The sequence below is a fragment of the Mycetocola zhadangensis genome (assembly GCF_003668565.1).
GTDB lineage: Bacteria > Actinomycetota > Actinomycetes > Actinomycetales > Microbacteriaceae > Mycetocola_A > Mycetocola_A zhadangensis.
In genome coordinates, this window is sequence record NZ_RCWJ01000001.1 from 410554 (window position 1) to 434993 (window position 24440).

Sequence of the window (24440 nt, forward strand, 5' to 3'; positions counted from 1 at the left end):
GACGGATGCCCCGACCAAGATGGTCGGGGCATCCGTCTTTGTGCAAAGGGTTAGCGGATAGCGTTCCCTGCCGAACCGAGCTGGCGGGTCGACTCGCCGACGCGGGCAGCGAGTGCGCTTTCGGCGACCTTGCCCCAGGCGCGCGGGTCGTAGATCTTCTTGTTGCCGACTTCACCGTCGATCTTGAACACGCTGTCGTAGTTCTTCAGCATGTAGTCGGCGATCGAGCGAGTGAACGCGTACTGCGTGTCTGTGTCGATGTTCATCTTGATAACACCGTTGGCAACCGCCTCAGCGATCTCGGCGTCGGTCGATCCGGATCCGCCGTGGAAGACGAGGTCGAGCGGCTTCGCTGCGGTGCCGTACTTGGCAGCCAGGCCGTCCTGAATCTCCTTGAGCAGCTCAGGCTTGAGCTTGACATTGCCCGGCTTGTAAACGCCGTGAACGTTGCCGAAGGTCAGCGCGGCCATGTAGCGACCTTGGTCGCCGAGGCCGAGGGCCTCAACCGTGGCGATGGCATCATCGAGCGTGGTGTAGAGGTGCTCGTTGATGTCGTGGCTGACACCGTCTTCTTCGCCGCCGACGACGCCGATCTCGACCTCAAGGATGGCGTTGATCGCGCGGGTGCGCTTGATCATGTCCTGAGCGATGTCGAGGTTCTCGTCGAGCGGAACAGCGGAGCCGTCCCACATGTGCGACTGGAAGAGCGGGTTGCGACCGGCCTTCACTTCTTCTTCCGACGCGGCGATGAGCGGCAGAACAAAGCTGTCCAGTGCGTTCTTCGGGCAGTGGTCGGTGTGCAGGGCAACGGTGATCGGGTAGTTCTTGGCGACCTCGGTGGCGAACTTCGCGAACGCGATCGCGCCGGCTGCGCGGTTCTTGACGGTGTGGCCGGCGAAATAGTCCGCTCCACCTGTGGTGACCTGGATGATGCCGTCGGATCCGGCTTCGGTCAGGCCCTGCAGTACGGCGTTGATGGTCTGTGAGCTCGAGACGTTGAAGGCGGGAAAGGCGAAGCCTTTGGCCTTGGCGGTGTCGAGCATCTCGGCGTACTGCTCTGGGGTTGCGACGGGCATAACTGCTCCTTGAGAGAGGGGTTGTCTTCGTCGCTAGCTTACTGACGGGAGAAGCGGTCGCGGCAGACACGGCAGGATGGTCGCATGAGTGAAGAGATTCGAGCGCAGGACCGGCTGCTGTCAGAGGACGTCGTGTCGGGGTTCCATTTGGCGACCGTGCACGCTGCGCTTGCCACCATTGACCTGCTTGGATCCGGGCAAAAACACGAGGTGGACCAGGCTGCCGTTGCGGCGCTGCGGGATGCGCTCTCCGGTCTTGACGTCGACGGGCTGGTGCTCGTTGGTGAAGGTGAGAAGGACGAAGCGCCGATGCTGCACATCGGCGAAAAGTTCGGGACCGGCAACGGTCCGAGTATCGACATCGCTGTCGATCCGGTCGACGGGACCCGGCTTGCAGCTGAGAACCTGCCCGGTTCGGTCGCGGTTCTCGCTGTCGCAGAACGCGGCGCGCTCTTCGACATCGGACCGGCTCACTACATGGAGAAGCTGGTCACCGGTGCGGCCGGCGCCAAACTTTCACTGGATGCGCCGCTCGCCGACAATCTTCACGAGCTGGCCGGCGCGCTCGGCAAGCCCGTCAGCGATCTTGTGGTCGCCGTTCAGGATCGACCCAGGAACGCTCGTTATGTCGCGGACGCGCAGGCTGCTGGCGCACGGGTCGACAGCTTCGCCGACGGCGACGTCGAACGGTGCCTGAGGGCCGCGCGACCGGGGACCGACATCGACCTCCTCGTTGGGATCGGCGGGGCGCCCGAGGGCATCCTGACCGCGGCAGCGGTTCGCGCGCTCGGCGGTTCGATGCAGGCAAGGCTCGCTCCACAGGGGCGCCGTGAGGCAGCCAGACTCCGTAGCGCGGGCCTTGACACGGGTCGCGTGCTCACCCTTCCCGAACTGTGCAGTCGCGACTCATGGCTGTTCCTCACAGCGATCACCGACTGCCGCGTCGGCACCGAAGGTGTCCTCCGTGGCATCCATCGTGATGCGGGTGTGGTCGTGACAACATCGTGGATCATCGGCGCTGGAATTCGCCCCTTGATTCTCGTCAAGCGGATGGCGGAGTAGCTGCACGATACTCGTCGGAACAGCCGGGCACCTGCGTTCGAGGTGGGCGATTAATGAACGGATGCCTCGGGGCAGTTGTCGAGGTCGCCTCGCTTTTGGGTGAGGCCGGGTGTGCAAATTTGCGCTGTCCGGAGTTCCGGACGTGCCCCGCCGGACCTGCGCGGATAGGGTGGAAGGGTCAGCGCGAGCCCGCCATCGCAACCGCCGAAGTTTTCGATAAAGGACCATCGTGACCAGTACAGACACCGCTTCTCTCTTTCTTCACCCCGACAGGAACCTCGCCCTCGAGCTGGTTCGAGCCACAGAGGCTGCGGCCATTCGGGCCGTCCCGTACATCGGTCGAGGGGACAAACTCGCCGCTGACGGCGCGGCGGTCGACGCGATGCGCGCCTTCCTCGGCACCGTGAACTTCGACGGGGTCGTCGTCATCGGCGAGGGCGAGAAGGACGAGGCGCCCATGCTCTTCAACGGGGAGCACGTCGGAAACGGCCGTGGCCCCGCGTGCGACATCGCGGTCGACCCGATCGACGGAACGAGCCTGACCGCTGCCGGTCGGCAGAACGCGCTCTCGGTGATCGCGGTCTCTGACCGGGGCACCATGCTCGATGCATCGAGTGTGTTCTACATGGACAAGATCGTCACTGGACCAGAGGGCATCGGTGTCGTCGACATCCGAAAGCCCATCGGCGAGAACATTCGTGCACTGGCGAAGGCTAAAGGCAAAGAGGTCGGCGACATCACCGTCGCCGTTCTCGACCGGCCCCGCCACGCGCAGCTGATCGAGGAGATCCGCGCCGCAGGCGCCGGAACCCGTCTGATGCTCGACGGTGATGTCGCTGGCGGCATCAACGCTGCCCGCTACGAGACCCGCATCGACATGTGCGCAGGCATTGGCGGCAGCCCCGAAGGGATCGTCACGGCCTGTGCCGTGAAAGCAATTGGCGGACTGATTCAGGGAATCATGGCGCCGAAGGACGACGTGGAGCGCCAGAAGGGGATCGACGCCGGGCTGAAAATGGACTACGTCTACGAGTCCCACGAACTTGTGAACAGCGACAACACGTTCTTTGTGGCCACCGGCGTCACCGACGGCGGGCTCGTCGATGGTGTGCGGCGAATGGGACCGATCATCCGAACCAGCAGCGTCGTGCTCCGCTCAAAGTCCGGCACGATCCGCCGCATCACTGCAGATCACCTCGCCGCGAAGTGGCTTGAAGAATAACCCGGCCCGAAGCCCATCACCGCGAAAAGCCGGTCAACCTCGAAGGTGACCGGCTTTTCCGCTGCTCGGGAAGCCGCTTAAGCCGAACTACCATCCTCGGATGCCCGCGTCACTGGTTCGGCCGCTGCACGCTCTCGGATTTCTGGGGCAATGCCGGCCCGCTCGAGTTCGCCACGCAGTTCGAACGCACTGAGATCGCGAGCAGCGTCGTCGATCTCGGTCAACGGCGGAATCGTCTTCGACTCATCGAGCACATTCAGCTTGCGTGCAGACGGCAACACCTGTCGCTCGAGCGAACCGACAAAACGGTTGTAGTCGTTCACCGTCGCCTTCACCGAGCGACCAAGCTTGTCGATGTGCCCGGCCATTGTCGCTAGCCGGCCGTACAGTTCGCGGCTGAGGTCGAACAGCGTTTTCGCCTCTTGCGTAACGACGTCCTGCTGCCAGCTGAACGCAACGGTCTTCAGCACCGACCAGAGCGTCACGGGGGAGGAGAGCGCGACCCGCTTGCTGAAGGCAAACTCCATGATGGTCGGGTCAGCCTCGAGTGCTGACGACACGAGGGACTCGCTCGGAATAAATGCGATGACCATCTCGGGGCTCGCGTCGAGACCCTCCCAGTAGGTCTTGCTGCCGAGCGTGGTGATGTGGCCGCGCACGGCCTTCACGTGGTCTTTCATCAACTGGGCGCGGCGTGCGAGTTCAGGCTCTGGCGCGGTCAGCGGGATCGCGCTGGCCTCGAGGTAGGCGTTGAAGGGCACCTTCGCGTCAACGGCGATGCTCTTGCCGCCTGGCAGGTAAACGACCATGTCTGGGCGCCCAGCTCCGCTGTCGGAAATAATGCTCGACTGCACATCGAAGTTCACCCGCTCGATGAGGCCGGCGGCCTCAACGACGCTGCGCAACTGGGTCTCGCCCCAGACGCCGCGTGTGGAGTTGTTGGTCAACGCAGCTGCGAGCGATTCGGCCGTCGAGCGCAAGCGCTCTTCTGACTCGGTGGCGCTGCGCAGTTGTTGCGCCAGTTCACCGTGCTGCAGGCTGCGCTGCGACTCGAGCTCAGCCACCTTCTGATGCATGTCCGAAAGGCTTTCGCGCACGGGAGCAAGCGCCTGAAGCACGCGGCTTTCGGTGCGGGCACGTTCGGCATCGGCATCGCGCTCGAGCCTGTGGCGCTCAACCAGTTCCTGGTACTGCTCGCGCTGCGCATCGATGCGTTCCTGCAGCCCGTCGGCCCGGGTCTCCGCCCGACCGAGCAGTTCGGCCAGCTGCGCCCGGCGCTCGGCCTCCTGCGACTGGATTCGCGTGAGCTCTGCCTCGTGCCTGGCCGCGAGAAGCGCGGGGTTCTCGGCTCCGAGAGCCCGAGTCGACTGCGACCGCACGAGCCAGCCGATGGCCGCACCGCCAAGCAGGCCGAGGAACAGTCCGAGAAGAAGCATGACGAGAGGGTCCATGCCCACAGTGTGACAGCGTCCACCGACATGGCTTCGGGGACTCGCGTGCCTCGATACGATCGAGGAATGGCTTCGTGGCGCGTCTATCTGTTCCTCGTGCTGGCGAACCTGTTCTGGTCAGGCAACTACGTCGTCGGCCACCTCCTGGCCGGGGGCATCAGTCCCCTCCAGCTCACCGCGATCCGCTGGGCGATCGCCGCGCCGTTGCTGATCGTGCTCGCCGTCCTCCTGGAGAAACCGGCCTGGCGGAGCGCCCTCCGCGAATGGCCAATGCACGTGCTGCAGGCTGCCCTCGGCCTGGTCGCCTTCTGCCTGTTCAGCTACCAGGCCCTTGCGCACACCACCGCACTCAACGCCGCACTCGTCGGAGCCACGAACCCGGTCCTCATCGCGATCGTCGCAGCGCTGCTCGTGCGCGAACGCCTCCGAGGCTCCAGCATCCTGGGCCTGGTGACGTCGTTGCTCGGAGTGCTCCTCGTCCTCACGCACGGCAACATCCTTGAGGTGTTCACCACTGAGTACAACGTCGGTGGGCTGTACATGCTCGGCGCCGTCATCGTCTGGACGGCGTATACGATCCTCGGGCGCACCCTGACAACGACTCCGGTGACAAGCGCAGCCCTGCAATCGGTGATCGCGGCCGTCGCCCTCGTGCCCCTCAGCCTGGCTCTCGGCGGACCCGTCACCCTCGACAGCGCTGGCTGGTGGGGTGTGCTCTACATCGGCATCTTCCCCTCCGTGCTGAGCCTCATGCTCTGGAACATCTCCGTTAGGAAAATCGGTGCCGCTCGAGCGGGGATCTACCTCAACCTCATGCCGGTTTTCACGGCACTGATGGCGCTCGCCATCGGCACTCCGATCACCCTGATCCAGATTCTTGGGGGTGCCCTGGTGATCACGGGAGTGTGGCTGACCAGCAGGCCCGCCCGCAGAACCGCACAGGTGCTCGTGGCGTAAGCCGGAGCATCCGTTCTCGTCTTTCCACCAAACTGCGGCACCCGACCGCGCAGCTCGCACGGCTTCCGCAGGCGAGCCGGGTACGATAGACCCTCGTGGCTCTAACTATCGGTATCGTCGGTCTCCCTAACGTCGGCAAGTCGACGCTTTTCAACGCACTCACGAAGAATTCGGTTCTCGCGGCAAACTATCCGTTTGCGACGATCGAACCGAACGTCGGTGTGGTGAACCTGCCCGACTCGCGCCTCGCGGTGCTCGCTGAGATCTTCGGCAGCGAACGCATCCTGCCAGCTGCCGTGTCGTTCGTCGACATCGCCGGCATTGTGCGCGGCGCAAGTGAGGGGGAGGGGCTCGGCAACAAGTTCCTCGCCAACATTCGAGAAGCGGATGCCATTGCGCAGGTTATTCGCGCATTCTCCGATGAAGACGTGGTGCACGTTGACGGTGCGGTGAACCCCGCCGGTGACATGGAGACCATCAACACCGAACTGATCCTCGCTGACCTCGAGACGCTCGAGAAGGCGCAGTCTCGGTTCGAGAAAGAGGTCAAGGGCAAGAAGCTCGACCCCAGCGTGCTGACCGCTGCGCTCGCCGCGAAGGAGTACCTGAACACAGGCAAGCCGCTCTCGAGCTCGGGGCTCGACCTGGAGCCGATTCGCGAACTGGGTTTGCTCACGTCGAAGCCGTTCATCTACGTCTTCAACGTCGACGAAGACGTGCTGCAGGACGAGACGAAGCTCGCTGAACTGGCTGCCCTGGTCGCGCCGGCGAAGGCCATCTTCCTCGACGCCAAGCTCGAGTCGGAGCTCATCGACCTCGACCCGGAAGACGCAGCCGAACTGCTGGCGTCGACCGGTCAGACCGAGTCCGGTCTCGACCAGCTGGCTCGTGTCGGCTTCGACACTCTCGGGCTGCAGACCTACCTCACGGCTGGTCCGAAGGAGTCGCGCGCGTGGACCATTCCCAAGGGGGCCAAGGCACCCCAGGCTGCCGGTGTGATCCACACTGACTTCGAGCGCGGGTTCATCAAGGCTGAGGTCATCTCGTTCGAGGACATCGTCGCGACAGGTTCTGTTGCTGAGGCTCGCGCCAAGGGCAAAGCCCGCATGGAGGGCAAGGACTACGTCATGGCCGATGGCGATGTGGTGGAGTTCCGCTTCAACGTTTAAACACCCGCATTAGCCTCGAGAGCTACCTGAACGAACCCGTCGGCAAGGACGTGTCACACCCTGGAAGCGGACAGCTTCGTGAGGGAACTTGTGTGTGTGCTCAGACTCGGCATTGCAGGAAGCCGTCCTGAGCTGCATGCTTTGAGCGACACCGTTCGTGCCGGAGTCATTTCGTAGCCCGAAAGAGTACCCCCGGTTCACCGACCGGTAATACGCGTCGTTCGTCGAAGACGACAACGGCATCCGGATCGAGTTCATGCATAACCCGCCGCGGGAGATCGGCTGACGGGTCACCGCTGGGCGGCCGGGCCGCCGGGGGCGTCCGAGGCTTGTGGGCGGCGGTCGGCCGGCGTCCACCTGCCGGTATCCACGAATTCACGGATGACATCGGTGAACAAATCAGGATCCTCAACGTTCCAGGGGTGGTGCATTCCTGGTGCGATCCACGACTGCAACTGGGGTGCCCGCCGTCGCAACGTCGGGAAGGCATCCCTCACGGAACGCTGTTCCTTTTCGCCCGCGATCGCGAGGAGCGGACCTGGATACGCGATCAGTCCTTCCGGGATGCCGGCGGCCACCTCGCGGTAGGTTTCACGGTTCGTCTCCGGCGCGACGCGCACAGCGGAGTCGACGAAGACGTCTCGCGCGTCAGCTGGGATGCCGAATGCCATGGCCTGCGCTCGCCAGTACCAGCGCTGCCGCCACAGGGGCAGCTGAGGGGGGATGAGGAGGCGCTCGAGACGCGTCAGCCCGGCGAGCGGGGCACCGGTGATCATGCAGCTGCGGACGAGCCCCGGATGCCGGTGCGCCAAGTGGGTCGCAACAACCCCGCCGAGCGACAGTCCGACAACGTGTGCGGTGCCGTCGAGTGCGTGCTCACGGATGATTTCGGCGATATCGTCGGCCGCTCCCGCCATGCCCGGCCAGGGTTCGCGGTAGCGCTCGCCGAGAGCCGGCAGGTCAGGAGTGAGAACGTGGCGGTCCGGGAGTCGGTCTGTCTGTGGTTCCCACATCCACGACCCGGCATTGTTGCCGTGCAGCATGATGATGGTTTCGCCGCGCCTGGGGCCGTGTTCCAGCCGCGACATGCTTGATTCAGTCATCGGGTGTTCCTCTCTCGAACGACGCCACCGCTTCTCTGGTTTCCGCGATCCACGTGAGGGTTGTCTCGGCATGTGACAAGCCGAACTGGAGGGTCGCGTTCTGAATGACCTCGTCGAGGGTGGTGGCAGAATGCTCGATCGTACGAAGTTGTTCGCGTGAATCGGTCACGAGTTGTTCGGCCTCATCGAGAATCCGTCGAATGTGGTCGGGGCCAAGCGACCCGGCGAAGAACAGGCGGGCCAGGAAGGCGTTCTTCGGGCGTTGGACGTCGAGGGGTGAGCGTAACCAGTCGTCGAGTTCGTGCCTGCCCGTCTCGGTCAGAGAGTGGACGCGGCGGTCAGGGCGACCGTTCTGTCGGACGACCTCGGTTGTGATCGCGCCCTCGGCGTCCAGATCATCGAGCAGACGATAGATCTGTGACTGGTCGGCGTACCAGAAATGGGCGACCGATCCCGCGAATGCTCGACCCAGGTCATACCCACTGTGCGGCTCGAGCGACAGGAGCCCCAGCACCGCATATCTCAGCTTCATGGCGGTACTGTAATCGTCCTATATAGGACTTTTCAAGTATGAGTTCGGCCGGGTGATCGCCTATTCGTAGCCGATGAGCCAGTGGAATCCGTGACGGTCGACGACCTGCCCGTCTGACGCACCCCATGGCTTCGGAGCGAGAGGATCGAGCACGACGCCGCCGTTGGAGAGCCTGTCGAACCACTCGTGGAGGACGTCGGGTTCTGCCGTCCCCAGCAGCGCAAGCCTGACACCCTCCAGTTTGAGAGTGGTCTCGCCGGCAGGCGCGTCGGAACCGCCAAGCGCAACGAGGCCGCTGAGCACACCGTGAGCGAGCACCAACGTCAGCCGGGAGATCCGGGCAGATCCATCCTCGCAAGGCGTTGCGGGTCTCGCGATGAGACGATCTGAACAATGCGCCCTGCGACAACGGTGCAGGCCAGAACACCGACCGGCTTGCCTGTCGCCGTCCATGCCACTATGCCGGGCATGCCGTTGACGAGCACGGGATGCGCTCTTCCGGTCGCGCGCGCCCGTCGCTGGGCTGTGGCGGCGACTTCGGTTGCTCCCGTTATGACGTCGACGCCGTGTGCGCCGTAGGTGTGCCATGTCACATTCGGATCGAGAACGCGGAGTAGCCCGTCGAAGTCGCCATTTCTTGCTGCGGCGAGGAAGGCGTCGACTATTGCGCGCTCCTGCCTTCGCTGGCCATCCGGACGAGGCGCACCCCGCACTTTCCGGCGCGCGCGGCTCGCGAGCATCTTGCTCGCGTTCGTCGATTTACCGACGATCGGGCCAATTTCTTCAAAAGGCACCGCGAACATGTCGTGCAACACGAACGAAAGCCGCTCAGCGGGACTGAGGGTGTCTAGTACGACAAGCATTGCGGCCGCGAGCGAGTCCGCCAGTAGTGCCTCGTCTTCGGGCGCCCCTTCTGCGTCGTCTATCACGGCCAATTCGGGCATTTCGTTCTGGAAGGGAACCTCCTTTCTGGCCGCGCGGGAACGAAGCATGTCGATGCATACTCTGCCTACCACTGTCGTCAACCAACCCCCGAGATTGTCGATCGATGATGCGTCTTGGCGCGCGAATCGAAGCCACGCCTCCTGCACAGCGTCCTCGGCGTCCGCGGAAGATCCAAGCAAGCGGTAGGCCACCCCATAGAGGCGACCGCGTTGCTCGCGGAACGTTTCCGTGATGAATTCGTCCGAGTCTGATGCCGCCATAGTGTTACCTGCTCCGCGCGTGTGCCGTCATAAATAATGACGGGCCCAATTGGGTCGATGTAACCGATAGGTAGGAAACTCATGAACATTGCGTTGTGGATTGTCGCCGGTCTGCTCGCCGCGGTCTTTCTGACGGCAGGGGCGAATAAGGTGCTTATTCCATACAAGAAGCTGGCCGAAGCTCCCGGCGCGGGTTGGGTGAACGACTTCAGCGCTGGCTTCGTGAAGTCCCTTGGAGCTATCGAGATTGTGGGGGCGTTTGGCCTCATCCTGCCCGCTGTGCTCAATATCGCACCGGTTTTGGTGCCGGTGGCCGCTATCGGATTGGCGATCATCATGCTCGGTGCAACGTTCGTTACCTCCCGGCGCGGCGAGTTCAAGCACGCGTTGCTCGACGTGACCTATTTCTCCATGGCTTTGTTCGTCGCATTGGGGCGGTTCGGTCCCGCATCTTTCGCGTGAGACGGTGGATCGCGCGCGGTCCGGTCGTGGCGCTTCGCAGGCTAAAGGTTCCAGTCGCGAGCGCAGAAGCTCCGTTGGGGAGCGGGTCAACTCGTCGGCCATTTGTCCCGTTCAGGTCATGTCACCTGTCGCCGGAATGGCGTTCCTCAAGCCGTACCGCAGGAGCACTGCGCCCTTCTCGGACGCGGGCTCCGAACTGAGCAGTTCGAGAGAAGCCGGTGGTCCGTCCTCTGTGAACAGCCGCTTGCCCGGGCCCACGACGATCGGGTACACCCAGATGTTCAATTGATCGAAAAGGCTTTCAGCGAGGAGGGTCCTGGCGAAGTTGATGCTGCCGATCACGTGAATATCCGAGTGCTTCTCCCGGAGCGTTTTCAACTCTTCGTGAAGATCCCTATCGAGAAGGTGTGACCCTCGCCACCCGAGTTGCGGCGTTCCCCTCGACGCCACGTACTTGGGAATGGCGTCAAACTTCCGAGCTATTTCTGCGTTAGGTCCGTCGAGCTGGTTCGGCCAATAGGAGGCGAAGATGTCGTATGTACGCCGCCCAAGTAGAAGGGCGTCCATCGACTGAATTCCTACGTCTACCTGCGCTCCGACGGTGTTGTCGAGCAGGGGCGCCTGCCAACCGCCGAATACGAATTCACCGTCGGTGTCTTCGTTTGGACCGCCTGGAGCTTGGGCGACCCCATCAAGCGTGGTGAAGTGATCGATAAGAATGCGACCTGACACGTGCAACTCCTTCATCAATGCCTCGGCGTCGCGATGGCGTGTGCGGCAGCACTCCAACGAGAATGTGAGACTGCTGCTTCAGGAACCTCACATTGGAGAATCGCGCGACTTGATCTTGAGCGGCTGCTTCGGCATCGCCGCCCCAATGCGCGGCTGTGCCGTCGATGCCTTGGCACAAAAGTGTTCACTAAACGAGAGACTGTCGCAAGAGAAGCGCGAACATTCGTGTCAGTTCACGGGGGGATTGGCGCCGCAAACAATTGCGTATCGTGCGCAGGCGCCGTTTGGAGACACTTCCGGAGGGCTATGACACTGCCCTGTGCGCGCGGAGCACACCGAGAATGGTTGGGTCACGGTCAGCTCAGCGGCTCCCGTCCATCCATAGTCGTGTTTGCTCACGGTCGGAATGGTCACCATGTTCCCCGTTGCCGTCTCGATGATTTTGCCGGATCCTGCGCCGTACCAATACGCACCGTCCGGGCTCATCGAGCTGCCAAAATCCGTTGGGTAATCGTCAGTGATGCCCACCGTTGCGACCGTCTGGTTTGGCGCGTCCTCGAACTCGAGTCCATCGCCATACACCGCCCACGTTCCGGCGCTGACATCGTTGTAGTATCGGCTGCTTTGGAGGTTTTCAGGGTCTTCCCCTGCCGCCCACCTCCAGATCCAGATGGTGTCTCCTGGCACATCGGGAAACCCGGTTCGTGGATCCGGGGTAGCGAAGTAGACCGTCTCAGGGTTCACGGAGGCGATGACCACCGTGCGGTTCAGGGCCGCCTGAATGGCGGCTCGGGCCAACACGTGGCCGGTGCTCGCTTCCACGACAAGAACGTCTCCGCGCTTTTCGTCGACCGTCTCCACCCAAGAAACCAAGTCGTAAGCCGGGTTTCCCACAATGTCGCGGTTATCACGCCACGCCGGGAACCTGGTGAGGTCGCTCTCGAGCGCTTGGATCGGGCTTTGCCACGGGTCCGCTCCGATCGATTTCTGGTCCAGTCGATTGTTTCTCCAGATAATTTTCGTGGTGTCTGGGCCGACAAATACCGCGCCGGTCGACGCAAGGGTGAACACCGAAACGTCGATGACCTCCGCATTGCCGTAAGCCTTACGGACCCAGGCTTCCCATGCACCAATGCCGGCGAGTGCGGCCAGACAAAGAATGACCATCGCAACAACGCGCATTCGCTGCGCGCGTCGTCTGGTCGCCCAATTCGAGTCCATGAGCGCCTCCCCACGAGGACCCTCAGGCCAATTTTCCCGCTGTCCGCGACCTGTGTCTAGCGGTATAGGCAGCAGCCTTCGAGTCAGGCAGAAGCCACCCCGCTTCGCCGCCATCTAGGTGACGGGGCCCGCGAATCAAACTCATGGGCCCGCCGGAATGCGCCCGGCGGGCCCGGATGGCATAGCGACAGCGAACGCCTCGTCCCGACGGTATCGCCGGCTGAGGCACGACACCGGTGAGGTCTCTGGCTAGTGCTTTCCAGCCCAGGGGTCATAATCCACCTCGAGCGCTTCTTGCATGGGGCGCTCGTTCTCGGGGACGTGCTGGAGGTTCACGCGAATCCGGTACCAGAGCGAACTGGAACCGCGCATCCCGTCCACCAGCACATCGGCTGGCTCGAGGACTTTCACGACGTCGGAGTGCCTGGACTTCCAGCGTTCGAGTCCTTCTAGTGCCTCGGGCTTCGTTTTCGCGCGGGCGATCTCCACCAGTGGCATCGTCGAGGCACGTCGGCCTGACCCATCGGGCGACTTCGGAGGTTTTTCAGCAGGCCCCAGCTCCTCGGCGAGTGCCAGCAGTCCGGTCAGGCTGCCAACTGCGCCATCCATTCCTTCCGCAGGGTCACCGCGGTCCGCGAAACGGTCGATGACTGAGCGCACGGTGAACCGTTCCGGACGTGAATCGGGCACTTCCTCCCAGGTCAGGGGTGTCGACACCCGTGCGTCCGGCAGTGCGCGCACGGAATAGGCGGATGCCACGGTTCGGTCTTTCGCGTTCTGGTTGAAATCGACGAAGACGCTCTCTCCACGCTCTTCCTTCCACCACTTTGCGGTGGCCAAACCCGGCGCTCGCCGTTCCACCTCCCGAGCGAGGGTTTCGGCGGCGAGCCGCACCTCGCGGTAGTTCCAAAGCGGCTCGATGCGAGCGTAGATGTGGATGCCACGAGACCCTGAGGTTTTCGGCCAGCCGACAAGGCCGTGGTCAGAAAGCACGTCTTTCGCGATCATCGCAACGTCCACAATCTGTCTCCAGTCGACGCCGGGCATCGGGTCGAGGTCAACGCGCAACTCATCGGGGTGCTCGAGATCGTCTGCGCGGACCGGGTGTGGGTTCAGGTCGATACAGCCGAGATTTACGACCCAAGCCAGCGCCGCCGCGTCTCGCACAACGACCTCCTCGGCGGAATTGCCCGAGGCGTAGTGAAGGGTGGCGGTCTCGATCCAGTCGGGTCGTTTTTCGGGTGCGCGCTTCTGGAAAAAGGCCTCGTTGTCGATGCCCTTCACGAATCGCTTCAGCACCATCGGCCGCCCTGCAACACCGCGGAGCGCTCCGTCTGCCACAGCGAGGTAGTACTTCACCAACTCCAGCTTCGTGATTCCCGGTTCCGGGAAGACCAGCTTGTTTGGACTCGAGATCCGAACCTCGCGGCCGTCGATCTCCAGAACTTCTGCCTCGCTCGTCTTTGGGCTCACGGCTTTACCCTAACCTCCGCGCCAAGAAGTCGGACAGCCCTTCTGCGACGCGACAAAAACTCAAGGCAGGGTCGTTCCGCTACGTCGACATCATGATCGGCGCGCTTCTCGTCGCCGCGGCGCTCATCGCTGTCTCGTTGCTGACGATGGAAATCACCGCTGATGTGGGGGAGCCTGGATTCTTCGTCCTTGCACTCGGGGTGGCGTTGGTCTGTGCGGCGCTTGCCCTCGTCGTGTTCGTTCTGCGCGGCTCGTTCAAGCCTCCGGTCAGGCGCTTTACCTCGATGAGGTGGTCTGAGAGTCAGCGCCCTTGACTGTCTCGGCGTCAGCACGACCGCACAGTGTCGTAACGTCCGAGAAGAGTGTGGCGCGGAACACAGTGCGCTCAATATGCTCTCGGTCATGTATCTCGTGATCTCAGCAGTGTCCTTCGTCCTCGTGATCGGCGCTTTGATCGACATCATTACGCGGCAGGACACCCAGGTGAAGCATCTTCCGAAGATCGTCTGGGTGATGCTTGTCGTCTTCCTTCCGCTCATCGGAAGCATTCTCTGGTTTGTCCTCGGTCGCGAGTACACGACTGAGCACTCCGATCGGTCAATGGCGCGACCTCGGGCCAGGGGCCGCCAACACCAGCCTCAGCACGACCAGTTTGCAACAACGTCGACTTCCATTCGAAGCACCGAAGAGCAGCTCGCCGACCTCGAGCGAGAGATCGAATTCCACGACAAGCAGGCACGCGTCGAGCGTCTCCAGCGGGAGCTCGAGCAGCGTCGCGAAGGGGCGTGAGGGTAGCTCCTCACCTGTATTGGCTTGCTCAAGAGAAACATGAGGTGCCACGCCGGTTCCTTCGGATCACAGACGATGCCTAGCCTGCTGTGAAGCGGTGCCCTTGACGCCATGCCACCGCGGCAACGCAGGCGCAGGCGCAGGCCACTGTCACGATGAAATGGAGGTCGACATGGACCGTCGTCTCAGGTGCCGTCTGCGATTTCACAAGTGGATCATGAAGCAGGACACACCAGAGGTGCATCGCTACTGGGGATGCCGCTATTGTGACGCGACACGGGACATTGAAGATCGGCCGACTCACATGGTCTTCATGGGCTAAATCCGTCGGCTCTGTGATTCGATGCGCTAAACGCGTTGCGTGGAAGCGCGTCCTTACGCTGGAGCCGGGGCGCAGTGGAGTACACCGTCATGAATGTTGACGGGGAGTCGCGTGTCCCGCTCTCCGGGCTCCGGTTGGTGCGTGGCGCTGGTTTAAGCAGCCGCTGTTCCAGAGTCGGTCGCCTTCGACGGCTCGCTCGGAGTCGTCGCGGAATCTGGGCTCAGGGCGTTGTGGAGCGCCGCCTCGGCCTCGTCATGCTCGATGCCGAGCGAAAGCGCGATCTCAGTCACGAGGGGACCCTGCGCGTGACGCAACAGATCACGTTCGGCGAGGGAAAGTCCCTTTTCTTCGTTGCGACGGGTGAGGTCGCGAACGACGCTGGCAATGGTCAGGATGTCGCCGACCTTGATCTTCTCCTGGTTGTCTTTCATTCGACGGGACCATTTGTCTTCTTCGTCGACGGTGGGAGCGCGAAGGACATCGAAGAGTGCCTTCATCTCGTCCTCGCCGAGAACCGCGCGGATGCCAACCTGGTCGGCGCTCGCCACAGGAACGCTGACGGACAGTTTCGTGTCGTGGACCTCAAGCTTGAGGTATTCAATCTCGTTGCCCTTGACGGTGCGAGAGAAGATCGAGGTGATTGTGGCTGGGCCGTGGTGTGGGTAGACGACGGTTTGGCCTTCGGAAAACTGCATGGAATGTACCTCCGGGTGCGCACGAGCGCCACACTCAACGTCAGGTTTCGGCAAAACCGGAGTTTTCCCGAACCGAGACAGTCGTCCCAATTCCGGGCGGATGAGACGGTACATCCGCGGGGTTGGATGGGCACGCGAGCAGCCGTTTCCACGTGGGTGGAAGCGCCTGGCTTCGCGAGCTTGGCTCCTCCAATTATCTCACATGGCTCTGACATGTCCCCGGGAAAGGTTCCCTCTAGGAGGTATCAGTCGAGCATCCGTCGCATGACTATTCGGGGGAAGCCACCGGATACGGACTGAGTTTCGGCGACCTGGGTGAATCCTGCCCGCTCGAACATCGTGCGCGTGCCGACAAACGCCATTGTCTGGTCTACGCGTTCCCCGCGATTGTCGACCGGGTAGCTCTCCACAATGGGCGCGCCCTGTTGCTGTGCGTAGCGCACAGCACCGTCAATGAGGGCGGCGGTCACCCCCTGCTTGCGGAAACCGGGCCGCACACGGATGCACCACAGCGACCACACCGGTACCTCGTCGATGTGCGGGATCCTGCGGGAACGCTCGATCGGGTGCAGCTCCGCCCGTGGCGCGACCCCAGCCCATCCCACCACCTGTCCATCGCTATAGGCGAGCACTCCTGGTGCATGGTCGCGAGCGACGAGCTGGCGAACCACGTCCGCTCGATCGGTTCCCGCGAGACTCCGGTTCTCCGTGGAACTCAGGCGCCACGACAGGCACCAGCACACGGAGGACTGCGGGTTCTTCGGGCCGAGCATCGTGGCCATGTCCTCGAACGAGTGAGCTGGCTTCACCTCAATGTTGTGCACAGAGCTTGCCTCCACACTTGCTGCCGTGAAATGTTCGCTCCATCGTGTCATCGACGGCGCATGAGGGAAAGAGTGGCATCCGTCGGGCGCAGCACCCTCGGCTACGGTAGAAGGACACATGCGTTCAAAGCCGGGTGGGCCTTGTGCGATATCCCACCCGAGAGGACAACAGGCATGAGCCTCATCCGTCTGAACGACGTCACCGTTCGCTTCGACTCCGTGCAGGTGCTTCGAGAGGCATTCTTCCGTCTTGAGCCTGGCGATCGCGTGGGCCTCATCGGCCGGAACGGCTCGGGCAAATCGACTCTGATCAAGCTGATCCTCGGTCAAGTCTCGCCGGATGCCGGAACGCTGACGCTTGAAAATGGCATCCGTTTTGGTTATTTCTCTCAGTTCTCTGAGCTTGACGGAACGGCGACGATCACCGAGGTGCTCGACGAGGTGTTCAGCAACATCCGCGCCGTTGAAGCCGAACTTGCCTCGATCGATGCAGCGATCGCCGCCGACCCGAGTGCCGACCTGGACACGTTGATTTCGCGCCAGGGCGAACTGTTCGAAGAGATGGACCGCCTCGACGGTTGGGACTACACCCGCAGGATCGACGAAGCGCTGACACGGCTCGGATTCGATCAGGCGCACCGGGTGCTCCCTATCGACCAGCTGTCTGGAGGGTGGCGCAACCGCGCGGCGCTCGCCAAGCTCGTGCTGGAGCGCCCGGACGTACTGCTTCTCGATGAACCAACGAACTTCCTTGATGTCGCCGGAGTTGAGTGGCTCGAAGCGTGGTTCCGTGACTTCCGCGGTGCCGCGATCATCGTGTCGCACGATCGTAAATTCCTGGACTCGGTCGTCACCCGCATCGTCGAACTGGAGAACTTCCACCTGCACGAGTACCCGGGCAACTTCGCCGAGTATGTCGTGCAGAAGCAGTTCCGGTTGAAAACTCTCGAAGCGCAGTTCGTGCATGAGTCGGAGTTGCTGGCATTCGAGGCCGAGGGCATCGCGGACCGCCGTGAGGCCGCAAAAGCGGCAAGCCGGGGCCTGGACAAGAAACTGTCCGGAATCAAAAAATCGCGAGCACCGCGACCAGTGGACCAGATCATCACCGAAATTTATGGCGGGTTGCACGTCAAGGACGTGCTGTGTCGCGTGACCGGGCTGTCCAAGTCGTACGGGAACAAGCTGCTCTTCCGGGATCTCACCTTCGAGCTGCGCCGAGGCAACCGGATAGTTGTGCACGGGTCTAACGGAAGCGGGAAATCGACGCTGCTGCGCGTGCTCACCGGTGAGGAGAAAGCAGACTCGGGCGAAGCAGCGTGGGCCAAGGGGAGCGGCGTGGTGTCGTACAACCAGATGCTCGCGGACCTCGACCTGGACGACACGATCACTCACGCGGTGAATGCCGCGCCGGGTAGCCTCGCGTTCGCGGCGACACGCAAGTCTGTTGCACGGTTCCTGGCGATGTTCCAATTCTCGGAGGCTGACCTCAAGCAGCGCATTGGGAACCTCTCCGGAGGGCAGCGGGCTCGCGTAGCCATGGCACAGTGTCTGTTGTCTGGGGCCTCTGTGCTGATTCTTGATGAGCCGACCAACCACCTGGACCTTGCAAGTACCCAGGTGATGGAACGCGCGCTCGTCCATTTCCCGGGGGCCGTTGTTGTGGTCAGTCACGACCGCTTTTTCAGCGACAAGGTCGCCAACCGCAAGATCGAATTCGGTGCAGACGGAACTCGAGCGGGCGAGCTCGTCGTTCGAGCGACGTAGCGAGAATTTGCTGGGTGGTGACTGCGGCGTCGGCGGCCGGAGGTACCGTTGGCCTATGTGTGCACGAATAGCGGTAGCCAGGTGAGTGACGCTGCCGATCGAACCACGCGCTGTGGTGTTGAGGTTTCTTCGGCCCGCGTCTGCGGGCTTCCCGTTGAGGCACACACCCCGGTGAATTTGTGCCGTCACCACCTGCTTGTGGCTCACGAGTGGGTGTCACGCGACGTTGGTGTTACCGACACGCTTGAGTCGCCCTGCCTGGCTTGCGGATCGAGACTCGGTGTTCGATACCCGTCCGGATGGTTGTGCGCTGTCTGCGAATGGAAGGTCGGCGAGATTCCAGACAGTGGGGTCGTCCGCGCTCGAGTGGACGTCGTCTATTACCTTCGGTTCGATGACCGCATCAAGATCGGCACGTCCTCAAACCCGAAAAGCCGGTTGGGCAGTATCGTCCATGACGAACTGCTCGGGTTCGAGCTCGGAGGGCGCAAGCTCGAGCGGCGGAGGCATGCGCAATTTGCCAGTCATCGTCTCGACTCGAGTGAGTGGTTCCAGGTGCACGATGCGCTGCTGCGGCACATCCGGGTGGTAGCTGCGGGAGTTGATGACCCGTGGCTCCTGCACAAGCGTTGGCTCAGCGAGAAGATCGCGTTGCACGGTTAGTCGTGATCGACGAGAGCCGCTCAGGAGTTCTCTTTCGGCACCGAGCCGATGACGTTCCTTCGAATAGTGATTGTCTGCGTCGGCGCGATTCGGCTGGTTGACCGAGCAGTATGCCGATCAGTACCAGAACCATTCCGATCAGCTGAGGAATGCCGAATGCTTCTCCGCCGATGGCGGTGCCCAGAAGTACTCCGGTAACTGGGTTTAGAAGGCCGATGAGACCAACTGTTCCGGCGGTCAAGTGTCGGAGACCTGTGAACCACGCAACGTACGCCGCTGCCGTTGCGATGAGGGTCAGGTACGCGAAGCCGAGGATGGCTGGGGGATCGAGCGCAGGAGGTGCACCCTCCACGATGATCGCGAGCGGCAGGATGACGAGCCCACCCGCGACGAGCTGCCATGCGGTGAGGGGGAGGACCTTACCGCCGTCATTCCACCTCTTGGTGAGGATGAAGCCGAAGGAAGACAGCGTCATGGCGGCCAGGGAGGCCAGGACGCCGGCGAGATCAGCAGTGCCTCCGGCGGCGCCGAGTAGGAGGAACACTCCACCGATTCCGATTGCGGCACCGACCAGAGTCAACGCTCGCGGCCGATCGGCGAGCATTGGCCAGGCAAGCAGCATCATGACGGCGGGGGACAGGGCCATGAGGGTGGATGCGACGCTCGAGGGAAGTAATTGGGCCGAAACGTAGACCAAGGCAAAAAACGTGCCGACATTGAGAGTGCCAAGTACAGCTGACTTCCACCACCACGAGCCTCGCGGTCTAGATCGGGTAATTAGAAGCAGCAGTATGCCCGCAGGCAACGCGCGGTAGACCGCACCGAATAGCGGCGATTCAGCTGGCAGCAGGTGCTGGGTGACGAAGTATGCTGACCCCCACGCCACTGGTGCGATCGCCGTCACAGCGACCCACCGCAGATTACCTTCCATGGAAGACATTATATCTTACTTGGAAGATATAATGAAGGCATGAATGAGCCATCGGACCACGTCGCCGAAATCCAAAGTGAGTGGCGGCGCGAACGTCCCGATCTGGATGTGTCGCCGCAGGGGATAATCGGCCGGCTCCATCGGCTCGGTGGATTCCTCACTGACGAGTTAGTTTCCGTGTATCGGGCGCACGGCTTGGGCGAGGGAGATTTTGATGTTCTTGCGACCCTGCGGCGGGCTGGCGAGCCGTTTGAGAGAACGCCCGGGGAGCTGGCGCAGTTCACGATGGTGACGACGGGGGCCATGACAAAGAGAGTCGATCGGCTTGTTGACGCTGGTCTTGTGACGAGGCGCCAGAGCGACCTTGACGGCCGAGGGCGAGTTGTTGCACTCACAGTGCCGGGTCGACGGCTCATCGATGAGGCGTTCACGGAGCACATCGCGAACGAGCATAGATTGCTGGCTGCTCTAGATCGGGACGAGCGCTCTCAGCTGCAGAGCATTCTCGCCAAGTGGTTGGGTGAGTTCGAAGTCGGAGGGGACAAAGGGCGGCCTTCGATCCGCGACTGAACTGGATCGGCGCCGTACTTCCATGGCTATCGAGAGAGTCTGGCGACCAAAAGAGAACCGAAGGATTGGCGCCACGGGGCCGTTCTCGTCATTGAACGATTGGCGCCACGGGGCCATTCTCGTCATTGGAAGTAGGGTTTGCGGCGGAGCCATTCGGCGATGGTGACCTTGGGTTTTTTGTTGACCATTTCGACGGTGAATGCACCGGTTTGGATCGCGCGGTGGTGGTACCAGCAGAACAGTGCACCGTTGTCGATGTGGGTGGGGCCGCCTTCGCTGTACTCGATGACGTGGTGCGCTTCACAACCGGTGGCCGGGATCTGGCAGTCGGGCATGGAGCAGGTCGGGCCGTCCCTGGCGATCATGCCCATGCGCTGGGTGCGGTTGAAGCCTCGCTGGGTGTTGCCGAGGGCAACGATCGCGCCGTCGGGGTCCAAAAAGATGGGGACGATATCGGCGTCGGAGAGGATTTGTTTGATGGTGGAGTACGCCACCGGGGTGTTGATGCCGACAATCTGTCCGGTGCCTTTTTGTCGTTCCAGAACGTCAGCGGTCACGGTCACCACAACGGTGGGCGATGCTCCGGTCACGGTCGGCACGTCGTCGGAGCGGGCGAGAGCGTCGATCATCGCCGCGAACACGTCCGCTCGCTTCTGCCCGGCCGTGCGGCGGTCCCGGGACTGGACCTCTTCGCCCACATCTACGGCACCCTCAACGGCGGGACCTGCCGGGCCGGCGCCGTCGGCTGCGGGCCCGACAGGGTCGGTGTCCGTGTCGGTGGGCTGGTAGCGGTCGTCGGTTCGGGGGCTGAGGATCGCGTCGAGTAGGGCGTGTAGTTTGCCTCCGACGTCGACGGTGACCTGGCCGCCGAACTTCACCAGTCCGTCGGGGGTGGTGGTGCGGGAGATCCAGAAGTCGCGTTTTTGGAATGCTTTCTCGGTGCGGGGTTCGATGCCGTCTTCGTCGAGTCGTTCCCGCCACTGCCGTGCCTGTATCGCGATCAGGTCCGCTGAGAGGGGCAGGCCGTCACGCCATCCTGCGCCGGTGGCCTGTTCCACGAGCGCGGTTTCCGCGATCGCGAGGTGCTCCACCTCGGCTCGGGGTGCGGCGAGAGAGAGTTCACGGGTGATGTTCTCCGCCGCGTCCACTCCGATCAAACCCTCATGCAACGCTTTGCTGACGGCCGGGAACAGGGGCGGCAGCGGCAGTCCGGCGTCGCTGACGCGTTGGGTGGTGCGTTGCCCGACCCGGATCAACCGGCCCGCTGTCGCGGACGACAGCCCGGTGATCACCTCGATCAGCTGAGACGGACGCTGATAGGTGTGCTTCGCGGCAAGGCCCTCCCCACCCCGGACCGGGTCGGACCGCACCGCCACTTCCGCGCTCATCGCCGCGAGCGCGGCTTCACTGCCGCGCAGCACATGAGCAACCTGACTCATCTGCGTCAACAACTGGTCCCCACTCAACCGGTCCAGATGATCCAAATCCAGAACAGTGAGAACGTCACCAACGTGCTGCAACAGTCCGGTGAGCGCAGCCTCTCCCTCCGACCCTACGGCCGGGAGAAGATCACTCACCGCGAGAGTCATAACACCCGGTCACCACCGAACACCGAACCAGCAGCAACACCCAGGCAGCAGCGGCACGGCGCGGCGCCCGCAAAGGTGCGGAACCCGGAGTGTCGAACTGCTTCGTTCATGACTTCAGTACACCACCCACCTCTGACATCGGCATCGATGCTGCAAAGACGCCGCCATATCCTCGGTCGAATGATGGCAGCAGCCCGGGGCGGCTGAGAGGATAGTTCCATGACCGGCACCCTGAACATCACCGGCGACCCTAACGCCGACGCCCTCCTTTCGAACGACCCGCTCGCTCTGCTGATCGGAATGCTCCTCGACCAGCAGGTTCCCATGGAGTCGGCATTCGCTGGTCCGCTCAAAATCAGCGACCGCCTGGGTTCGTTCGACGCGCACTCCATTGCGGACGCAGATTCCGAGGCATTCACGGAGCTGTTCCGGACACCTCCAGCGGTCCATCGCTACCCGGCGAACATGGCCGGCCGCGTCCAGGCACTGTGCCAGGCTATCGTTGACGACTGGAGCGGTGACGCCTCATCGCTCTGGACGAAAGATGAGCCAACCGGCGCCGAAGTGTTCCGTCGCCTCAAGGCGCTCCCCGGTTTTGGCGACCAGAAGGCGAAGATCTTCGTCGCGCTTCTCGGTAAGCAATACGGATTCGATGGCGATGGCTGGCGGGAAGCTGCGGGTGCATACGGCGAGCCGGGAAGCCACCGCTCGGTCGCCGATATTGTCGATTCTGACTCCCTCGCCAAGGTGCGAGAAACGAAACGCGTCGCGAAGGCCGCCGCCAGGCGAAAGTAACGCGATTGGCGGGCCGAGTTTAGAACGCGAGCTCGTCGAGGTGTGTCGAGACCGCGTCGAAAACGCGCGACTGGGCGCTGAGCGACGCTCGCCAGTCGTTCTTCACCGTAAGCGAATGATCCGCGTCGATGACGTTCACAACCCGGGCACGGGTTCCGGCGACAGCATCCGGCAGCCACATCTCATCGGCGTTTCCCCCGATTGCAAGATGTGACGAGGACGCGTTGCGAAGCGCGGCCGTCACATCGTCGCTGGTGAGCACCGGCGTGAGCCAAATCCCAGCAACGCCTTCTCGCTGAGCCCACGGCAGCGCAAAGCATCCGAACGACTTAGCAACAATGAGTCGCCGTGACGTGCCCGGTGCGTCTTCGAACGCCGCGGTCACGGCCTCTTCGACGAAAGAAACAGGGCCGGCAGCGGCATCCACTTCCCACTCAACGCCCTGCACATGCCACCCGCGCTCAGCGAGAAGCTTCCCGCTCCAGTACAGCAACGGCGCGTGAATCGTGTATCCGGTACCGGGAAGAAGCACGGCGACGGGCGAGTTCGCGTTGGCGCCTCGCGCCAGCGTTCTGGAGGCCATGCCACTCAGGCTATCGATAGCCGGGCCGATCCGCTTCATCACGTCCTTCGGCGACTGCTCAAGCGTCAGGCCAGCACATCATCCAAGAATTCGACAACGGATGCTGTCACCAGCGCGGCCACGTCCCTCGCCTTCAGAGGCGATGACGCCAACACCTTCATGCTGTGGTCAGCACCTGCGATTGCAATCACCCGAACGGACGCCCGATCGCCGAGTTCACGTGAGATGTCACCCGCCGTTCCGAAAGTGTCCCTGTCTCCCTGAAGTACAAGGGTCGGAATGCTCGGAGCCAGCAGTTCCGGCAGCCGCGTCGCCTCAGGTTTCCCCGGAGGGTGCAGAGGGAAGGCCAGGCAGACCGCTGCCGCGGCTCCCAGATCATCTGCCGTCCGGCAGGCGACCCGTGCGCCTGCGCTTCGACCACCCACAACCAGCGGTAGACCATTCGCGAGGTCAGCGACGGCCGGCAAAGTCTCCCGCCACGCAACATCAAGTGTCGCCGGGCGCGGAGCGATCTTCTTCCCGGCCACTCGCCACGGCTGTTCGTATCGAGCGACGGTGAACCCGTGTGCTGGCAGCTGCTCCGCCAGAGCGGCAAGATCAAGGGCGTCAATCCCGCCCCCGGCGCCGTGACCAAGCCACACAACAGCTCGAGGATCGGCGGCCGTGCTGACCGTGAGCCGCCCGGGTCCGAGCGAGGTGGGCACGTCGATGATCATGAACTCGAGGGTACTCGCCGTCGAGATTCGAGTGCTCAGGGCGGTGAGAAGCGATGGAGCGGGTCAGACGGAAACTACATCCCGCTTCGCTTCATCGCGACGGTTCCGCCACGCGCGCCACGCCCCCGTCGACCAGAGGGCCCAGAGTACGAGCAACGGCTGGAACAGCAGGCGGATTCCGCGGCTCAGGTCATCATTGAGCCCGAACGAATCAGTACCTGTCGTGAACTGCGAGATGTTGCCCGGAAAAATAGCGACGAAGAACGCCGCAACGATCCAGCCAACGGGCACTCTCCAGCGCCACAGTACGAGCAGGGCCAGTCCCAGCACGATTTCCACTATCCCGGATGCGACCACCACGACGTCGACATCGATCGGCAGCCACGTGGGCACCTGCGCCTGGAAGGCGTCTCGTGCGACGGTCAGGTGTCCGACGCCCGCGGTGAGCAGAAAAACACCCAGAAGTATCTGGGCAACTATCGCGCCGACTGACGTTCGGCGGACGGGCCGGGTCGTGTCCGATGGGGTCATGAC

The 24440-nt window shown here is 62.8% G+C and carries 26 protein-coding genes and 1 pseudogene; 11 read left to right on the forward strand and 16 right to left on the reverse strand.

Translation table 11 applies throughout. The features are described from left to right. Positions 1-50: 50 nt before the first annotated feature. Complete coding sequence (fbaA, locus tag D9V28_RS01995) at positions 51-1076, reverse strand: class II fructose-bisphosphate aldolase (RefSeq protein WP_121658035.1); 1026 nt, start codon at positions 1074-1076, stop codon at positions 51-53. Between the two features lie 84 nt (positions 1077-1160). Here fbaA and D9V28_RS02000 point away from each other — a divergent pair, with 84 nt between their 5' ends. After that, the gene (locus D9V28_RS02000) at positions 1161-2138 is read left to right on the forward strand and encodes a class II fructose-bisphosphatase family protein (protein WP_121658036.1); all 978 of its coding nucleotides are present in this window, start codon (positions 1161-1163) and stop codon (positions 2136-2138) included. Between the two features lie 229 nt (positions 2139-2367). Further along, positions 2368-3360, forward strand: coding sequence for a class II fructose-bisphosphatase (glpX, locus tag D9V28_RS02005; protein WP_121658037.1), 993 nt, complete (start codon positions 2368-2370; stop codon positions 3358-3360). Positions 3361-3437: 77 nt separating this feature from the next. On the opposite strand, the gene D9V28_RS02010 is transcribed toward glpX, so the two are convergent. Further along, entirely contained in the window at positions 3438-4811 is a 1374-nt protein-coding gene (locus D9V28_RS02010; RefSeq protein ID WP_121658038.1) for a DNA recombination protein RmuC, read from the reverse strand. Positions 4812-4877: 66 nt separating this feature from the next. On the opposite strand from D9V28_RS02010, the gene D9V28_RS02015 reads away from it, so the two are divergent. Beyond that, positions 4878-5768 (forward strand): DMT family transporter, encoded by an 891-nt coding sequence (locus tag D9V28_RS02015; protein ID WP_183086400.1) that lies wholly within the window; start codon positions 4878-4880, stop codon positions 5766-5768. A 95-nt stretch (positions 5769-5863) separates the two neighbouring features. Next, a complete protein-coding gene (gene ychF / locus D9V28_RS02020; protein WP_121658040.1) occupies positions 5864-6937 on the forward strand; it encodes a redox-regulated ATPase YchF in 1074 nt (357 codons plus the stop codon). 290 nt (positions 6938-7227) lie between these two features. On the opposite strand, the gene D9V28_RS02025 is transcribed toward ychF, so the two are convergent. The 4 genes and pseudogenes from D9V28_RS02025 to D9V28_RS02040 all read right to left on the reverse strand — a co-directional run bounded on the left by D9V28_RS02025 (position 7228) and on the right by D9V28_RS02040 (position 9777). Further along, a complete protein-coding gene (locus tag D9V28_RS02025) occupies positions 7228-8040 on the reverse strand; it encodes an alpha/beta fold hydrolase (RefSeq protein ID WP_121658041.1) in 813 nt (270 codons plus the stop codon). After that, complete coding sequence (locus D9V28_RS02030; protein ID WP_121658042.1) at positions 8033-8572, reverse strand: PadR family transcriptional regulator; 540 nt, start codon at positions 8570-8572, stop codon at positions 8033-8035. Before D9V28_RS02030 ends, D9V28_RS02025 begins: the two co-directional genes overlap by 8 nt. Before the next feature lie 60 nt (positions 8573-8632). Then, positions 8633-8887 (reverse strand): annotated as a pseudogene (locus tag D9V28_RS02035) (VOC family protein); the annotation flags it as partial. An 8-nt stretch (positions 8888-8895) separates the two neighbouring features. Then, positions 8896-9777 carry a sigma-70 family RNA polymerase sigma factor gene (locus D9V28_RS02040; protein ID WP_121658043.1) on the reverse strand — a complete coding sequence of 294 codons (882 nt, stop codon included), beginning with the start codon at positions 9775-9777 and terminating at the stop codon, positions 8896-8898. Between the two features lie 81 nt (positions 9778-9858). Between D9V28_RS02040 and D9V28_RS02045 the strand changes: the two genes are divergently transcribed. Further along, the gene (locus tag D9V28_RS02045) at positions 9859-10239 is read left to right on the forward strand and encodes a DoxX family protein (protein ID WP_121658044.1); all 381 of its coding nucleotides are present in this window, start codon (positions 9859-9861) and stop codon (positions 10237-10239) included. A 111-nt stretch (positions 10240-10350) separates the two neighbouring features. On the opposite strand, the gene D9V28_RS02050 is transcribed toward D9V28_RS02045, so the two are convergent. The 3 genes from D9V28_RS02050 to ligD form a co-directional block, all read right to left on the reverse strand. After that, the gene (locus tag D9V28_RS02050) at positions 10351-10971 is read right to left on the reverse strand and encodes a dihydrofolate reductase family protein (RefSeq protein ID WP_229727681.1); all 621 of its coding nucleotides are present in this window, start codon (positions 10969-10971) and stop codon (positions 10351-10353) included. Positions 10972-11199: 228 nt separating this feature from the next. Further along, positions 11200-12192 carry a hypothetical protein gene (locus tag D9V28_RS02055; protein ID WP_147440893.1) on the reverse strand — a complete coding sequence of 331 codons (993 nt, stop codon included), beginning with the start codon at positions 12190-12192 and terminating at the stop codon, positions 11200-11202. 249 nt (positions 12193-12441) lie between these two features. Further along, on the reverse strand, positions 12442-13665 hold the full coding sequence (gene ligD, locus D9V28_RS02060; protein WP_121658047.1) for a non-homologous end-joining DNA ligase: 1224 nt from the start codon (positions 13663-13665) through the stop codon (positions 12442-12444). On the opposite strand from ligD, the gene D9V28_RS02065 reads away from it, so the two are divergent. Together D9V28_RS02065 and D9V28_RS02070 are read left to right on the forward strand one after the other, a co-directional pair. Further along, a complete protein-coding gene (locus D9V28_RS02065; RefSeq protein ID WP_268234401.1) occupies positions 13656-13979 on the forward strand; it encodes a DUF2975 domain-containing protein in 324 nt (107 codons plus the stop codon). The two genes, ligD and D9V28_RS02065, sit on opposite strands and share 10 nt — an antisense overlap. Positions 13980-14067: 88 nt before the next feature. Continuing rightward, positions 14068-14454 carry a PLD nuclease N-terminal domain-containing protein gene (locus D9V28_RS02070; protein WP_121658848.1) on the forward strand — a complete coding sequence of 129 codons (387 nt, stop codon included), beginning with the start codon at positions 14068-14070 and terminating at the stop codon, positions 14452-14454. Between the two features lie 474 nt (positions 14455-14928). On the opposite strand, the gene D9V28_RS02075 is transcribed toward D9V28_RS02070, so the two are convergent. Together D9V28_RS02075 and D9V28_RS02080 are read right to left on the reverse strand one after the other, a co-directional pair. Further along, on the reverse strand, positions 14929-15471 hold the full coding sequence (locus D9V28_RS02075) for a CarD family transcriptional regulator (protein ID WP_121658049.1): 543 nt from the start codon (positions 15469-15471) through the stop codon (positions 14929-14931). 245 nt (positions 15472-15716) lie between these two features. Next, on the reverse strand, positions 15717-16295 hold the full coding sequence (locus D9V28_RS02080) for a GNAT family N-acetyltransferase (RefSeq protein ID WP_308472394.1): 579 nt from the start codon (positions 16293-16295) through the stop codon (positions 15717-15719). 174 nt (positions 16296-16469) lie between these two features. Here D9V28_RS02080 and D9V28_RS02085 point away from each other — a divergent pair, with 174 nt between their 5' ends. Continuing rightward, entirely contained in the window at positions 16470-18059 is a 1590-nt protein-coding gene (locus D9V28_RS02085) for an ABC-F family ATP-binding cassette domain-containing protein (protein ID WP_121658051.1), read from the forward strand. A gap of 81 nt (positions 18060-18140) precedes the next feature. Continuing rightward, positions 18141-18722, forward strand: coding sequence for a GIY-YIG nuclease family protein (locus tag D9V28_RS02090; protein ID WP_121658052.1), 582 nt, complete (start codon positions 18141-18143; stop codon positions 18720-18722). Here the strand turns inward: D9V28_RS02090 and D9V28_RS02095 are convergent. Continuing rightward, entirely contained in the window at positions 18694-19653 is a 960-nt protein-coding gene (locus D9V28_RS02095) for an EamA family transporter (protein ID WP_121658053.1), read from the reverse strand. The genes D9V28_RS02090 and D9V28_RS02095 overlap by 29 nt on opposite strands. Positions 19654-19692: 39 nt before the next feature. On the opposite strand from D9V28_RS02095, the gene D9V28_RS02100 reads away from it, so the two are divergent. After that, positions 19693-20223 carry a MarR family winged helix-turn-helix transcriptional regulator gene (locus D9V28_RS02100; RefSeq protein WP_121658054.1) on the forward strand — a complete coding sequence of 177 codons (531 nt, stop codon included), beginning with the start codon at positions 19693-19695 and terminating at the stop codon, positions 20221-20223. A gap of 122 nt (positions 20224-20345) precedes the next feature. Here the strand turns inward: D9V28_RS02100 and D9V28_RS02105 are convergent, their stop codons facing one another. Continuing rightward, complete coding sequence (locus D9V28_RS02105; RefSeq protein WP_183086401.1) at positions 20346-21800, reverse strand: HNH endonuclease signature motif containing protein; 1455 nt, start codon at positions 21798-21800, stop codon at positions 20346-20348. A 231-nt stretch (positions 21801-22031) separates the two neighbouring features. On the opposite strand from D9V28_RS02105, the gene D9V28_RS02110 reads away from it, so the two are divergent. Then, entirely contained in the window at positions 22032-22607 is a 576-nt protein-coding gene (locus D9V28_RS02110; RefSeq protein WP_121658056.1) for an HhH-GPD-type base excision DNA repair protein, read from the forward strand. Positions 22608-22626: 19 nt separating this feature from the next. On the opposite strand, the gene D9V28_RS02115 is transcribed toward D9V28_RS02110, so the two are convergent. The 3 genes from D9V28_RS02115 to D9V28_RS02125 all read right to left on the reverse strand — a co-directional run bounded on the left by D9V28_RS02115 (position 22627) and on the right by D9V28_RS02125 (position 24437). Further along, entirely contained in the window at positions 22627-23190 is a 564-nt protein-coding gene (locus tag D9V28_RS02115) for a hypothetical protein (protein WP_121658849.1), read from the reverse strand. A gap of 65 nt (positions 23191-23255) precedes the next feature. Then, positions 23256-23906: an alpha/beta hydrolase family protein gene (locus D9V28_RS02120; RefSeq protein WP_121658057.1), complete on the reverse strand. Its 651-nt coding sequence runs from the start codon at positions 23904-23906 to the stop codon at positions 23256-23258. A 63-nt stretch (positions 23907-23969) separates the two neighbouring features. Further along, a complete protein-coding gene (locus tag D9V28_RS02125) occupies positions 23970-24437 on the reverse strand; it encodes a DoxX family protein (RefSeq protein ID WP_121658058.1) in 468 nt (155 codons plus the stop codon). Positions 24438-24440 lie beyond the last annotated feature (3 nt).